Raw genomic sequence first — 14,277 nt, 5'->3', positions numbered from 1 at the left:
GGGTGGATGGGACCAGCGGGGGAGGATATAGGAATTTTTTCTGGTTTGACGCTTTTTTTGTATCGCAATTAGCTATGGGATCGTTTGTACGCTGAGCGATGTTAGGCAGACAATTGGAAGAGATTTTGACCCTAATTCATAGATTAACTTTGGCGCAACCCTAACCTTGTTCAATGATATTTATATCAGAAGACACCTATGCCACCCCAACAAATCAAACCACTAGCGAATTATTTGTCATATTATTCAAATTATCTATAGAAAAATCAGGCGCGCATTCAGTCGCGCGCCTGATTTTTCCGATAAAAGCACCAATATTACTTCAAAGGTCGTTTTGAGTTCGTTTCATGCGGCGTTTTCGATAGTATCGATATATAGAAATCTTCGTCGAGAAACTTAAGAACCCTCTTCAAATCTTTCTTATCTGAAGGAAGTGATATCACTTCTGCACCATTATAATTGGTTGTCGGAAAATCTAGTTGCAGATCTATAGCTGCCGCTTTCAGGACAGATACCGGAAATTTGTCGAGAATTTTGTTCTTGCGGATAAGGAATATCTTCCTTCTCACCGCAGAATCAGCCATCTCGACCAGTGAATTAACGTCTTGTACGTGTATGTTTGGAAGCGCTGCAAAATCTATAACGTCTTGCTCCGTGGCCTCTTTATAGTGATCAGTAAGATCCAAAAACTGGCGGACCGTATGGAAGCTACAGAATTTTAACGTAGATCCCTTTAGCACTGCAGTCAGATTTGTATCAATAGTGACCCCAATACCGTCCACTTTCTTATATGTGTTGGAAGAATGATAAAGAGAGAATCCACGCGTTGACAGAATCCTTCGTTTATCAAAGTGCTGAAACAGAACGGTATATTGCGATCCATCCTCCTTATATCCGGTGAAAATAGCTCTTATTTTAGAAAAAGAGCTAGCATTCGGAGGAATTTCTTTAACGCTCATGGGATCATCAATACAGCTTTTAAAACCATATTTATCAGAGAAATTACTAATTGTGAGGACTTCACCCAAATCCGGCTTATAATTGCCGTCAAATGGAATTTCATGCGAACCATTGAGTCGGAACGCGGCTTCTTGATCTTTAAAGAAGTCCGTTATCTCTTGTTGAATATCATTAGATAGATTGAACCTAACGACAGGAAGGCCCGGTATATCGGTTATAGCGAAGAGATCAAACATTTACTCCACCTCCAGAAGCATTGACGAAGAAATCTTTCTGACGGCCTTGATATCCGCTGGATGGGTCAACTCACGCCTGCTTATTACTGTGTAAACGAAACCGTGATCTGCTTCGACTTCATAGAACCGAAATCCCAAAACACTTAGGAGCGGATGGGCAGGAACAGAACTTACTATCCAAAGTGCGAAAAGTAGTATCAAGGTCAGCAGTGTCGTTTTTGGCGCATCCAGCTGCGCAGCTCTAGCTATTATAGGAATAAAATAGCTAAATAAGAATCCGATCAATAAGTGATCGTTAGGCTTGACCTTCTTTGCAACAAATTTCATTCTTTGTCCGTAATGATTTACTGCGCGAAATATAAAAAAAACGGAGAGAAATCCGCAAGCCCCAACAATTGCCAAATAGATAGCCACATTATCATTGGGGTCCGCATCGTATCTAACATATGCCAACGTAAGTAGAGCCGGAGAAAAGGCAGAGAATAGCAGAACAGTTTTTAGCCAATTCCTCATCGCTGCAATCCTCTCAAATCAATTACACGGAAGCAGGCTTTCACCTTGAAACGACGCTAACTCACTAAAGCCATACCCCCACGGTCTCCGGCAGCAGGATCTTGATTTGTTCATGGTAATTAACGGAAGTCAACGAATACGTGTTAAACAAGCGGCAGGAAAGCGGAAGAGCTTGATTTCTGACAGCCGCTACAATCTGAGGCTACAACGAAGGCCAGCGGTAGAGCACTCTCAGAGCCCCTGATGAAAACGCGAAATCAGCCATGTAAGCCACTGACACCTCTTATTTTTCTCACTCTGCAATATGCCTTCGTAGAGGCTCCAAACCCTCCGTAGCCCCCTTCCCAGCCTGCCATCACTCGATCCAATTTGATCCGCGCAAAAATTTCGCTCCGCACTCCAACAATCCGCAACAGGATTTTCCGAACGCCCCCGTTCCGCGCCCAACCCGCAAAATCATTTGCCTGCAAAGGGCGCACACTCGTTCCAACGAAGGATAATCGAGGGAACGAGACATGGACGGCATGCCGACGGGCCTGCGGGCGGAGCGCGATCCCGGCCAAACCCCTGACCGGATCGACCGCAGCTATCGCCTGGACGACCGCTACAGCCGCGCCGGGGGGCAGGTCTATCTGTCGGGGACGCAGGCGCTGGTCCGGCTGCTGCTGCTCCAGGCGGAGAGCGACCGGCGGGCCGGGCTGAACACGGCGGGCTTCGTCAGCGGCTATCGCGGGTCGCCTCTGGGCGGGCTGGATCAGGCGCTGTGGCAGGCGCGCGCGCATCTGGACGCCCATGCCATCCGCTTCGTCCCCGGCGTCAACGAGGATCTGGGCGCCACCGCCGTCATGGGGACCCAGCAGGTCGAATCCTCGGGCGAGGGCACCGTCGATGGCGTGTTCGGCATGTGGTACGGCAAGGGGCCGGGGGTGGACCGCTCCGGCGACGTGCTGAAACATGCCAACGCCTATGGCAGCTCGCCGCGCGGCGGGGTGCTGGCGGTGGCCGGTGACGACCATGGCTGCGTGTCGTCCAGCATGCCGCACCAGAGCGACCTTGCCATGATCGCATGGTCGATGCCGGTGCTGAACCCGGCGGGCATCCGCGACTATCTGGAGTTCGGGCTGTACGGCTATGCCCTGTCGCGCTTCTCCGGCGCCTGGGTCGGGTTCAAGGCGATCTCGGAATCGGTGGAAAGCTCGGGCACCGTGCGGATTCCGGCGCTGGAGGGCGGCTTCCTGCCGGTGGAGTTCGATCCGCCGCCGGGGGGGCTGCATTACCGCTGGCCCGACCTGCCCAGCCTCGCCATCGAGGAACGGCTGGCCGCCAAACTCGCGGCGGTGAAGGCCTTCGCCCGCGTCAACCGCATCGACCGCACCGTGATGGGCGGCAGTTCCGGCCGGGGCGGCTGGCTGCGCATCGTCACCACCGGCAAGGCGCATCTCGATTTGATGGAGGCGCTGCGGCTGCTCGGCATCGGGCCGGCGGAGGCGGAGCGGATCGGGCTGTCGGTCCACAAGATCGGCCTGTCCTGGCCGCTGGAGCCGGACTTCGCGCTCGCCGCCGCCCGCGGCGCCGACGAGGTGCTGGTGGTGGAGGAAAAGGCGCCGGTCGTCGAGGGGCAGCTGAAGGACCTGCTGTTCCACCTGCCGGCCGGGGAGCGGCCGCGCGCCGTGGTCGGCAAGACCGACGAGTTCGGTGCCCCGCTGCTGCCCGCCACCGGGGAGCTGCGGCCCTGGATCGTCGCCAAGGCGCTGGTGGAGCGCATCCGCCACCGCTTTCCGGAACGGGACTTTTCGGCACGGCTGGCGGAGCTGCTGCCGGGGGAGGCTCCCGCCGCCCCTGCAATCAATCCTGCTCTGGCGCGCACTCCCTATTTCTGCTCCGGCTGTCCGCACAACAGCTCGACCAAGGTGCCGGAGGGCAGCAAGGCGATGGCCGGCATCGGCTGCCACTTCATGGCGTCGTGGATGGACCGCGACACGGTGGGCCTCAGCCAGATGGGCGGCGAAGGCGTCAGCTGGATCGGGCAGGCGCCGTTCAGCAAGCGCCCGCACATCTTCCAGAATCTGGGCGAGGGCACCTATTTCCATTCCGGCCTGCTGGCGATCCGGCAGGCGGTGGCCGCCAAGATCAACATCACCTACAAGATCCTGTTCAACGACGCCGTCGCCATGACCGGCGGCCAGCCGGTGGACGGCCCGATCTCCGTCGACGCCATCACCCGCCAGCTGGCGGCGGAGGGCATCACCCGCATCGCCGTGGTCAGCGACGCGCCGGAGAAGTACGACAGCCGCAGCGGGCTTGCGCCCTTCACCACGGTGCATCACCGCGAGGACCTCGACGCCGTGCAGCGCGAGATGCGCGAGAGTCCCGGCGTCACGGCAATCGTCTATGAGCAGATCTGCGCGGCGGAGAAGCGGCGGCGGCGCAAGCGCGGCACCATGGCCGACCCGGCGCGGCGGATGGTCATCAACGATCTGGTCTGCGAAGGCTGCGGCGATTGCGGCAAGAAGTCGAACTGCCTGTCGGTGCAGCCGAAACAGACCGAATTCGGGGTGAAGCGGCAGATCGACCAGTCCAGCTGCAACAAGGATTATTCCTGCGCCGACGGCTTCTGCCCCAGCTTCGTGTCGGTGGTGGGCGGCAGTTTGCGCAAGCCGGAGCCGGACCGGGTCGCCGCGCGCTTCGCCGACGATCTGGCGGCGCTGCCGCTGCCGCGGTATGGCGCGGGGGAAGAGTTGGCGGAGATCCTGATCGTCGGGGTCGGCGGGACCGGCGTCGTCACCATCGGCGCGGTGCTGGCGATGGCGGCGCATCTGGAGGGCAAGGCGTCCTCGGTGCTGGACTTCATGGGCTTCGCGCAGAAGGGCGGTGCGGTCTACAGCTATCTGCGGGTGGCGGGGGATGCGGCGCTGCTCCATCAGGCGCGGATCGACCCGAAGCGGGCGCAGCTGGTGCTGGCCTGCGACACGGTGGTCGCGGCCTCGCCCGACGCGCTGAAGACGGTGCGGCTGGGGCGGACGCGGGTGGTGGCCAACGCCCATGTGGCGCCGACCGGGGCCTTCACCCGCGACGGCGCCAAGCTGCCGGATGCCGGGGCGCTGCTGCGCGCCCTGCGCCGGGCGGCGGGGGCCGAGCAGGTCGAGGTGGTGGACGCCAACCGGGTGGTCACCGCGCTGTTCGGCGACAGCATCCTCGCCAACGTCTTCCTGATGGGCGTCGCCTTCCAGAAGGGGCTGCTGCCGGTCGGGCTGGAAGCGCTGACCCGCGCCATCAAGCTGAACGGCACCGGCGTCGCCGCCAACCTGCGCGCCTTCGCCTTCGGCCGCCTCGCCGCGCACCGGCCGGAGGTTCTGGCGGGGCTGGGGGCGGAGGAGGAGGCGCCGGCCGGCGATCTCGCCGCCATCGTGGAGCGGCGGGCGGCGTTCCTGGCGGAGTATCAGGACCGCGCCTATGCCGGGCGCTACCGCGCGCTGGTGGAGCGGGCGCGGCAGGCGGAGGACCGCGCGGCGCCCGGTTCGACCGCGCTGACGGAGGCGGTGGCGCGCAGCGCCTTCAAGCTGATGGCCTACAAGGACGAGTACGAGGTCGCCCGGCTGCACAGCGATCCGGCGTTCCGCAAAAGCCTGGACGAGCGGTTCGAGGGGGATTGGAAGCCGGTCTTCCACCTCGCCCCTCCCCTGCTGTCGCGCGACACCAACGGCTATGGCGAGCCGCGCAAGATGGCGCTGGGCGCCTGGATCCTGCCGGTGTTCCGCGGGCTGGCGGCTTGCAAACGGCTGCGCGGCACGGCGCTCGACCCGTTCGGCTACACGGCGGAGCGGAAGATGGAGCGCGCGCTGATCGCCCGCTATGAGGCCACCGTGGCGGAGATCGCGGAGCGGCTGTCGGCGGACAGGCTCGCCACCGCGGTGGAACTGGCCGCCCTGCCGCAGGAGATCCGCGGCTTCGGGCCGGTCAAGCAGCGCGCGTGGGAGGCGGTCGAGCCGCGCTGGCGGGCGCTGGAGGAGCGGCTGCGGCGGGGCCAAGCGCGGGCGGCGTGATCCTCTCCTACAGGCCGCCCAGGTCGAGGGATTCCAGCACGGTTTCCGGCAGGGTCAGCGTCATCGCCTCGAACGGCGCCAGCAGGGCGCGGATGTTGGAGCCGACGCCGCAGACCCGGTAGTCGAGCCGGATCGCCTCGATCCGTTCCGGCAGCGTGCGCTTGTGGTCGGTGATCAGCTGCCACGCCAGCACGCAGCTGTTCTCGCCGTCCTGGGCGGTCACGTAGTCGTAGTCGCCGTAACGGTTGCGGCGGGCGCCGTCGGCGACCTTGATGCGCATGTCCGGGAATTCGCGCTTCGTCGTCTCGGTCAGCGTCTCCATGGTGTAGAGCGGGACCGGGAAGACGCGCGGCGGCTGGACCAGGGCGCCGAACAGGCTGTCGGGCAGGGTCTGCACATCCACGGTCAGGCGGTTTTCGCCCGGCAGCACGGTGGGGTTGCCCAGCGCCACGACGTAGCTCTTGTAGACGGCGCCGGTGTCCCGCATGCGGGCGGCGACGATGGGGAAGTCGCGGCTGTCCGGCAGCGTCACCGGCAGTGCCGTCGGCTGAATGCGGCGCCAGGGCGTGGGCGCCTGGGTCAGGTTGTCGCGCACCCAGCCGGCGCAGCCCGAAGTCAGCAGGGTGACGGCGGCCAGCGCCGCCAGCAGGACGGTGCGGGCCGTACCGGATTTCGGAGTCTCGGGCATCGGGGCTCCTTTACCAGTCATGATAGATCGTCTTCCAGGTGATGGTGACGCCTTCGCGCGATTCCTCGGTGCTCAGCCGGTCGTCGATGGCCTTGAACTGGTCATAGGCCTCGTCGTAGCGCATCAGGTTGTAGAGCGCCCAGCCGCGCAGGATGCCGAGATTGCGCGGTTCCGGCTCCAGCTGCTTGCGGGCGTCGAGCAGGCGCAGCACGTCGTTGTAGCGCTTGTCCTCCAGCGCCCGGTTGGCTTCCGTCGCCATCAGCGAGGCGCGGATTTCCGCCTTCTGCGCCGCCGTCATGTTGGCGCGCGGCAGGTCGCGGGTCAGCCCGGCGACATCGCCGGTCGCCAGACGCGCGATGGCCTGCCCGTAGGCGTTCTCCTGCGCCAGGGTCGCCGTCTGCGGCAGGCTGCCGGCCGACGGGGTGCGCGGGGATGCGGCACCGGCCGACGCACCGCCAGCCGACGCGACGCCTTTTGCCGGCTCGCGCGCGGCCAGCACCTGCGCCTCGGCGAAGGCGGCTTCGGCCTCCGACGGACGTTTCAGCTCCAGCAGGCACCAGCCGCGCTGCTGCAGCAGCGCGGCGGTCGGGCCGCTCTTGGCGATGGAGGCGCGGATGATGGCGATGCAGGCGGCGTAGTCCTGGCGGGCCAGCGCCCGGTCCAGCTCGCTCGGCCCCTGCGGACCGCCGCGCCCGCCGCCGGCGGGTCCGCGCGGCGGATCCACCGCCTTGAGGGCCTGATCGATGCGGTTCGACTTGCCCTTCCACGGCGCGGCGGCGGCGCGGGCCTGCGCCTTCTCGCCCAGGCCGTTGTAGGCCAGCACCAGCCCCTCCGCCGCGCGGTCGGACGGCGCCCAGCCATTGGCCTGGGAGAACCAGCCCTGCGCCTCGGCAAAGTTCTTCTGCTTCTGGAAGTACCAGCCGAGCGCGATGGCGCCGTCGGCGTCCTGCTTGTCGCGGATGATGCCCTGGACGCGCGACAGGTCGGCGGCGGAAAGGGCACCGGCCTTGGCGTTGCCCAGGCGCTCCAGCAGGCGGCCGGTCTCCAGTTCCGCCTCGGCGGCACGGACGGTGGAATAATCCTCCCCGGTCGCCGGGTTGGCGGTGGCGCCGAGCGCCGTCAGCTCGCGAAGCCGGTCGGGGCTGAGGTAGCGCGACGCCTTGAAGATGGTGTCGCGCCGCTCCTTGGCCTTGGGGCAGCTGGTGACGATGGTCTTGTAGGTCTCGAAGGCGCGGTCGGTCTGTTTCAGCTCGGCATAGGCCTCGGCGAGGCGCCACGCATTGTCCAGCCGGTTGCAGGCCACCGCCTCCGGATTGGCGGCGGCGGCGTCCACCACCTCCTGCCAGCGCTTGGTGTCGCTGGCGGAGCGGATGCGCCCGGCGCTCTCGGCGAGGTCGAGTTCCTGCAGGAGCTTGTCCGACGGCTGCCAGGAGGGCGACTTGCGCCGCTGCTCGGCGATGGCGGCGCGCGCCTCCGCCACCTTGCCGGCCGATACCAGATTCCAGAACGGGGTCTCGTCGACGCCGGGGGTGGTCGCCTGCGGTGCGAACAGGTCCTTGGGCGGTTCCCAGGTCGGATCGAGGGCGCGCAGGCGGGCGATCTCCGCCTCCAGCCTTTCGCCGTCGCCGATGCGGGCGTAATAGCGCAGCGCCGTCTCGTCCACCTTGCCGGCGGCGGGGGCGGAGCCGCTGCCGGGGGCCGGCGCCACCTCCACCTTCACGCCGGGGGCGAGCGCGCGGCCGCCGCCATGCGACTGCGCCCAGGCACCGCTCCCGCCGCCGAGCACGGCGATGCCGGCAAGAAGAAGGGTCGAAAGAAGGACGGGACGGGTCACGGGTCGATCCCCAGGCTCTGGGCCGCCAGCGCGGAGAGGTGGAACAGGGTGGTGGAGTAATAGTCTTCGTCGGGCGCCAGCGGCGGCACGGTCACCATTTCGCCGGCTCCTGCCCCAGCGCCGGCAAGGCGGCAGGCCAGCCGGTAGACCGCGAGCATGCCGACGGAGGCCGCCACCTGCGTGGTGGTGCCGCCCGGCAGCGAGACGGTGGCGGGGACCGTCGATCCGCCGAACTTCGCCACCAGATCGGCATAGGGGCGGAAATAATAGGGATCGCGGTAGCCGTCCCAGGCCAGATAGAGCGGCACGCGCACGGCGTCGTAGCCATACTGCTTCTTGAAGCCGTCGGCGACGGTGACCATGCCGGCGGCGTCCAGCGCCATCCAGTCCGGCGGCAGCTGGAACCCGCCGAAGCGCGCCTTCGACAGCAGGACCAGACCGGCGTCGGTCAGCTTGCCCCAGCGTTCCCCCCCGGGCAGGGCGGCGAAGGCGCGGATGGCCGGGAAGATCCAGTAGCTGGGGTTGAGGACCAGCGTGTCGCCCTTGCGGAAGCCGTCGCGTCCCGGCAGCAGGACGGTCAGCCCGGCATGCTCCACCAGCAGCCCGGATTCCAGCGCCTTGACGATGGCGACGGCGGCGGTGCGGTAGGCCTCGGTCTTCCACAGCTCGGCGGCGCGCAGCAGCGCCCAGGCGATCAGCATGTCGCCGTCCGACGCGTTGTTGCGGTCGGTGACGCCGCCGTCCGGCGTCCAGCGCCACGCGACCAGCCCGTCGCCGCGCACCATCAGCGTGCGCTGGGTCCAGCCCCACATCCGGTCGAAGGCGGCGCGGTCGCCCGCCGCCACGGCCAGCAGCATGCCGTAGCCCTGCCCTTCGGAATGGCTGACGCCTTTGTTGCCGGTGTCGACGATCCGCCCGTCCGGCTGCAGGAAACGGTCGGCATAGCGCCGCCATGCCGCCGCGTCGAAGGGCGCGGCAAAGGCGGCGGAAGGCAAGGCCGCCAGACCTGCCGCCGCCAATCCCAGGGATGCCGTCCCGATCAGCACGTCACGCCGCGATGGGGTCATGGCCCGCTCCGTTCCTGATGTCCATGCTTCAGCAGAAGACGCATGCTGACCGTCAGCACCACCGCCGTCCCCAGCAGCAGGGCGAACAGAAGCTCGATCCGCTGCGACAGGTTGCGGGCCAGGATCAGGATCAGGTTGCCGATGTCAAAGGGATTGAGAATGATCTGGTAGGGGCGCGACGCCTCCAGCGTGGTGACAGCCGGCGCCGCACTGCTCCACAGCGCCCCGCCGCCGCGCAGCTTGTCCCATAGGCCGGCCTCCCCCAGGCTGCGCATGGCACGGTCGATGGAGCGGGGGTCCGACGCGGTCAGCAGGGTCCAGGTCAGCGGATCGGTGCCGGGCGCCCGGTATTGCAGCAGGGCGGCCTCCGGCAGCTGATCGGCATTCTCGGTCAGGGCGACGACGTCGACCGGCGCATCCTCCACCGTCCAGTGGTTGACGTAGCGGGCCGCGGCGGCCATGACGCGCCGCGCCCAGTCGGGAACCCAGCCGCCGGAGGCGGACGAGGCGTCCTTGACCTCGCCGGCCATCCTCTGCCAGCGGTTCTGGGTGCCGCCGTCGGCGGCCTGCGCCGTCCCGGCGAAGCCCAGCGGCGACGGCACGGCACCGGGCCGCGCTATGCCCGGACGGGCGGCGCTGCCCGACCAACCCAGCCGCAGCCGGTCCACCAGAGCGCGGCGGTCGGCCGCCGCCATCGGCTCCCCCCGAGCGCTGGCCTGGGCGATCAGGGCCCCGGCCTCCAGCAGGCCGGCGAGACGGTCGGCGGGAAGGGGGGCGGAGGCGAAGACGGCCTGCGGCAGGGCCGCGACCGGGCCGACGATCAGCGCGTTGTCGTCCGGCGCGCCGTCCCAGCCGGTGTAGGGCACCACCGCCATCAGGTCGCCCGCCCGCTGCGCCAGCCGGGCGGTCAGGCTCCAGGCCGCGCCGAACCAGGCGGGCTCGCGTCCGACGACCACGAGGTCGAAGGGGGCCGCCGGCTCCCCGCCGGCAAGCCCGCCATAGGGATAGGCGGTGTTGGCGAAGCCGCCCAGGCTGGGCAGCGTGACGAGCCGGGCGAAGCCGGGGATTTCGATGCTGGAGCTGTCGAGCAGGGTGAAGGTCGGGCGCCGCACCGCGAAGACGCAGTCGGTGCCGCCGGCCGGCGGCAGTTCGGCCTCGACCTCGATCACGTTGGGGCCGGGGCGGAACATCGCCATCGGCAGCGGCATCTCGCCATTGTCGATCACGCCGCTGGACCGCTTGTCGACCTCGATGGCGCCCGCCGACTTGCCGTTCACCCGGACGTTCAGCACGGCGCCGGGGCCGAGATTGCCCTCGAACGCGGCGTTGACGTGGAACAGGATGGAGCGGTCGCTGACCGGGGCGAAGCCGGTGGGCAGCGTCAGGGTGAAGCGGCCGGCATAACGGTAGCCGCTGTGCTGGACGGTCTGGAAGCCCAGCTCCGACAGGCGGTAGCGTCCCTCCGCCTGTACCGGCGGATGCGGCAGGGGTGCCGGCGGGCCCGCGTCGGTGACGATCATGGCGGATTGGGTCGGCAGCGGCCGGGAAACGTCGGCCAGCCGCATCACCGCCAGATCGACCTCCTGCTGCGTGCGGCCGGAGGCGACGGCGACGAAAGCCCCGCCGCCGGAAGCGGGGAGCGGATAGACCGCCAGGAAGGGGCCGGTGATGGCGGCGGCACGCGCCTCGCCCAGCAGCGGGGCGATGCGGTCGCGGGTGCCGATCAGCACGTTCTTGCCGCCCGGCAGCGGAAGGGTTTCGAGCGACGGCGCGCCGGAGGCTCCAGGCTTGGCGGCGGGCTTGGCGGGCGGTTGGGCCGGCACCGCCGTCACCTGCGGGGTCTGGTCGCCCAGCAGCAGGCCGTAGGACTGCGCCGCCATCGCGCCCCAGCCGAGATGATCGGCATCGATCTCGCTGCCGGGATGGAGGATGGCCAGCGGTTCGCGCGCGCGGTCGGCGGCGACCAGCAGTTGCCGCATCATGGCGAGGTCGGGCTGGGGAACGCCGCCGTCCGACACCAGCGTCAACGACGAGGCAGCGAGATTCACCCGCGCCCACAAATCGTAGGTGCCGCGGACCGTGCAGATGGCGCGGTGCTGCGCGTTGGTCTGGAAGACGATCTGATTCTCGCCCGGCCGCATCAGGCTGGCCGGCAGGGTGATCGAGGCGTTGACCGGACCCTTGAAGGCGGACAGCGGCAGGTCGGCCACCGGGGAGCCGTTGATGTAGACCGACATCGATCCCTTTTCGGGCAGGATGTCGATGCCGTTCTCGTAGGTCAGCGCCAGCACGACGGAGGACAGGCCGACCACGGGCGGCAGGACGGCGCGCAGGGCCACCGTCTCCGTCTCGCCATGCAAGGTGACCTCCGGCTGGCCGTCGCGCAGGTTCGACAACGGGATCACCCGCTTGTCGGCCGCCAGCAAGGGCGCCGCAAAGCCGATCCACAGGGACAGCAGAGCCAGCAGGAACCAGCCGGACCGGCCGACGCCGGTATGATGTCGCATGCCCGCCATGGCCGTCACGGAGCCTGGAAGCTCAGTATGCGCCGCAAGGCGCGCGGCAATGCCAGCAGGACATGCCCCAGCCGCGGCACCACCCGCGTGGCGAAGAACAGCAGCCCGCCGAAGAAGGTCGGGGCGGCCACGCGCTTGCGGTCGAGGAAGACGTCCCAGCCGACGCTGTTGCCGAAGACGAAACGCGCCATCTCCACGATGTCCTGGCGGTCGCGCGGGGCGAAACCGGCGCCGACCGCCAGTTCGCCGCTGCGCATTTCGATGCGGGAGATGCGCACGCCGGTGGTGGTCGCCGCCTCCGTCTCCGTCGCGGTGATGGTGAGGACCGGGGTCTGGTCCGGCCGGGAGATGTCCTCGCGCCATTTCGGATCGACCAGCAGGCCTACGCCGCCGGCCGACACGTCGGCGACGGTCAGGTCGATGCTGGTCCCATCCGCGAGATTCAGCACGGCCGGGCGGTCGACGGTGAAGCGTTCCTGGCGGCGGACGCGCTTGCGTTCATAGACGACGGCGAGACCGCCGAGAGCCAGCAGGAAGCTGAGCGAACACCAGACCGCCACCGGAACGATGGCGGCGCGGTGTTCCGGGAAGATGGAATAGCGCCAGGCGCAAGCCGCCAGCCCGGCCGCCAGCAGCAGGGTGGTGACGATGAAGGGCGTGGCCAGCGGGGAGAAGCCGTCCTCGTCCACCGACTGGCCCTTGGCGGTGACCTTGAAGACCGGGTCGCGCGGCCGGATCATGGTGGCCAGCGCCGCGCGGGAGACGTGGAAGGACTGCAGATACTCGTACAATTCCGAGAACAGCGGCCAGCGCATCCGCCCGTGCAGGAACTGCGACAGGAAGGCGGCGGCGAAGACGTGCGGGATGACGAAGCAGGCGAAGTCCGGCAGGTTGATGCGGTAGATCTCCAGCCCGAACAGGGCGTAGCACAGCGGCGACAGCAGGAAGATCGGCCGCCAGAACCAAAAGAACCAGTACAGCATCGTGCTGGTGTAGCAGAGCCGCTGCGCGATGGTCAGGCCGCGCTTGAACAGCGGGTTCTTCAACAGGAACAGCTGGATCATGCCCTGGGTCCAGCGCGAACGCTGGGCGATGAAGCTGTCGAAGGTTTCCGGCTGCAGCCCGGCGATCAGCGGGCGCGGCAGGTAGACGCTGCGCCAGCCGCGCGAATGCAGCTCCAGCGCGGTTTCGCAATCCTCCGTCACCGTGTCGCCGCTGAAGCCGCCGACCTCCTCCAGCGCCGCGCGGCGCAGGATGGCGGCGGACCCGCAGAAGAAGGAGCCGTTCCAGCGGTCCAGCCCCGGCTGGATCGAGTAGTAGAACATCTCGTTCTCGCTCGGCATCCGTTCGAAGGTGCCGAGGTTGTATTCGACCGGGTCGGGATTGACGAAGAAATGCGGGGTCTGGACCAGGAACAGGCCGGGGTCCTGCTGGAAAAAACCCACCGTCGCCTTGAGGATGCCCACCGTCGGCACATGGTCGGCGTCGAGGATCAGCACCAGGTCGCCCGACGTCTTCTGGAAGGCGTGGTTGATGTTGCCGGCCTTCGCATGCTCGTTGCGCGGCCGGGTCATGTAGGTGACCTGCAGCCGTTCGCACAGCGCCGTCAGCGTCTCGCGCCGGGCCGAAGCGGCGGCGGCCTGCTCCGGGTTGGCATGGGCCAGCTTCTGGTCGGTGCCGCCGTCGTCCAGCAGATAGACGCGCAGCTTGTCGCGCGGATAGTCGATGCAGACCGCGGCGGCCAGCGTCGTCTCCAGCAGTTCCGGCTCCTCGTTGTAGGAGGGGATGTAGACGTCGACGCTGGGCCAGAAGGCGGGATCGCCCGTCGGCTCCGACGGTTCGCGGGCGACGGGATCGATGATGACGAACAGCGAGGTCAGGAACAGCACGAAGGACAGCGCTTCGGCCGCGAACAGGGTGACGCCGGGAACGAAGTTCACCAGATCGTCCACCGGCGGCAGCGTGCCGGTCAGCCGCCAGAAGAAATAGCGGAAGGTGACGAAGGCCAGCAGCAGGACGGTCAGCGTGCGGGCATGCCAGAAGCGCCGGGCGAAGCGCCCCAGCACGAAGGCCGCCGCCACGACGCCGACCGAAATCGCGGCGCTGGCAAATCTTCCGACGGGCAACGCGGCGAGCGCAAGAAACAAACCGGCCGACAGCAACAAAAGAATCCAAAGCAGAACGGAACGCAGCGAAAACCGGCGGCTGTTCTGGTTCGGCTGTCTTTTGGTTTGCTGCGCCTTATTGTTCAGGGGTCGAACAACGGTCTTGGCGCCCGGGGAAGGTGTCATGCAGATCCGCGGAATGAGGCCATCCCACCATAGTGGGCGTCCCCTTATGGCTCAAGCTTCGTTACAAATCGTTACTCCCTCTTGATAAACATTGCGAAAATGCGATCGATTCCATGGCGTTGCATTCGG

8 protein-coding genes are annotated in these 14,277 nt (G+C 66.3%); 1 reads left to right on the top strand and 7 read right to left on the bottom strand.

Annotated features, from left to right (window positions below):
• Positions 1 to 317: 317 nt before the first annotated feature.
• Entirely contained in the window at positions 318 to 1,196 is an 879-nt protein-coding gene (locus VD964_RS13915) for a hypothetical protein (protein ID WP_324869168.1), read from the bottom strand.
• Entirely contained in the window at positions 1,197 to 1,709 is a 513-nt protein-coding gene (locus VD964_RS13910) for a hypothetical protein (RefSeq protein ID WP_324869167.1), read from the bottom strand.
• A gap of 515 nt (positions 1,710 to 2,224) precedes the next feature.
• Here VD964_RS13910 and VD964_RS13905 point away from each other — a divergent pair.
• On the top strand, positions 2,225 to 5,752 hold the full coding sequence (locus tag VD964_RS13905; protein WP_324869166.1) for an indolepyruvate ferredoxin oxidoreductase family protein: 3,528 nt from the start codon (positions 2,225 to 2,227) through the stop codon (positions 5,750 to 5,752).
• 7 nt (positions 5,753 to 5,759) lie between these two features.
• Here VD964_RS13905 and bcsN read toward each other — a convergent pair whose 3' ends face one another.
• Genes bcsN through bcsA form a run of 5 tightly spaced genes read right to left on the bottom strand, consistent with a single transcriptional unit; the run spans position 5,760 to position 14,148 of the window.
• The gene (bcsN, locus tag VD964_RS13900) at positions 5,760 to 6,440 is read right to left on the bottom strand and encodes a cellulose biosynthesis protein BcsN (RefSeq protein ID WP_324869165.1); all 681 of its coding nucleotides are present in this window, start codon (positions 6,438 to 6,440) and stop codon (positions 5,760 to 5,762) included.
• Positions 6,441 to 6,450: 10 nt separating this feature from the next.
• Positions 6,451 to 8,274, bottom strand: a complete 1,824-nt coding sequence (locus VD964_RS13895; protein WP_324869164.1) for a hypothetical protein — start codon at positions 8,272 to 8,274, stop codon at positions 6,451 to 6,453.
• Entirely contained in the window at positions 8,271 to 9,341 is a 1,071-nt protein-coding gene (locus tag VD964_RS13890; protein WP_324869163.1) for a glycosyl hydrolase family 8, read from the bottom strand. Before VD964_RS13890 ends, VD964_RS13895 begins: the two co-directional genes overlap by 4 nt.
• Positions 9,338 to 11,848 (bottom strand): cellulose biosynthesis cyclic di-GMP-binding regulatory protein BcsB, encoded by a 2,511-nt coding sequence (locus VD964_RS13885; protein WP_324869162.1) that lies wholly within the window; start codon positions 11,846 to 11,848, stop codon positions 9,338 to 9,340. The genes VD964_RS13890 and VD964_RS13885 overlap by 4 nt, the downstream gene beginning before the upstream one ends.
• Positions 11,849 to 11,862: 14 nt before the next feature.
• Positions 11,863 to 14,148, bottom strand: coding sequence for a UDP-forming cellulose synthase catalytic subunit (bcsA, locus tag VD964_RS13880; protein WP_324869161.1), 2,286 nt, complete (start codon positions 14,146 to 14,148; stop codon positions 11,863 to 11,865).
• Positions 14,149 to 14,277: the final 129 nt, after the last annotated feature.

This window comes from Azospirillum sp. (assembly GCF_035628975.1).
Lineage (GTDB): Bacteria > Pseudomonadota > Alphaproteobacteria > Azospirillales > Azospirillaceae > Azospirillum.
Note: the sequence above shows the minus strand (reverse complement) of the source record. Positions and strands in the feature narration are given on the sequence as shown.